General features: G+C 68.4%; 1 protein-coding gene and 1 pseudogene. One reads left to right on the top strand and one right to left on the bottom strand.

Annotated features, from left to right (window positions below; all coding sequences use genetic code 11):
- Positions 1 to 263 (bottom strand): hypothetical protein (locus AAE045_RS24120; RefSeq protein WP_455549824.1); only part of this gene is annotated, 263 nt, incomplete at its 3' end.
- Between the two features lie 107 nt (positions 264 to 370).
- On the opposite strand from AAE045_RS24120, the pseudogene AAE045_RS24115 reads away from it, so the two are divergent.
- Positions 371 to 554: pseudogene (locus AAE045_RS24115) on the top strand (hypothetical protein); the annotation flags it as partial.

Raw genomic sequence — 554 nt, 5'->3', positions numbered from 1 at the left:
CCGCTGATGGCATTCAGGCCATCGACCGAGAGCACCACCAGCACGCGCTCGGCGCTGCCGTTGCGCAGGCGCACGCTGTAACGGTGGCCCTGCTGGCCCGCGATCCAGCGCTGGCCGTCCTGGCGGTACTGGGTCAGGGCCTGGCCGCTGTCGCGGTCGATCACCGTCAGGTGGACCGGCCCGGTGTCGTAACGAAGTGGCAGCGCCGGCTTGAACCCGCACAGGGCCAGCACGGCAAGCAGGGGCAGGATCAAACGTTTCATGGCAGGGCTCCGCAGGGCAGGTGCACGATCAAACGCACGGGCCGGGCCAACGGGGTCGAGCGCGGGCAGGTAAACTGGGGCGGTTCATCTGTCCGCATTGATTCCCCATGACTACCCGCGTCCTTACCGGCATCACCCCCTCCGGCACGCCCCACCTGGGCAACTACGTCGGCGCCATCCGTCCGGCGATCACCGCCAGCCAGGCCTCGGAAATCGAGAGCTTCTTCTTCCTGGCCGACCTGCACAGCCTGATCAAGGCGCAGGAGCCCGAGCGCACCCAGCGCTCCACGC

Source organism: Dryocola clanedunensis (assembly GCF_038405435.1).
In the GTDB taxonomy this organism is placed as follows: domain Bacteria; phylum Pseudomonadota; class Gammaproteobacteria; order Enterobacterales; family Enterobacteriaceae; genus Dryocola; species Dryocola clanedunensis_A.
The sequence above is the reverse complement of the archived record's forward strand: the minus strand, read 5'-3'. Positions and strand labels throughout refer to the sequence as shown.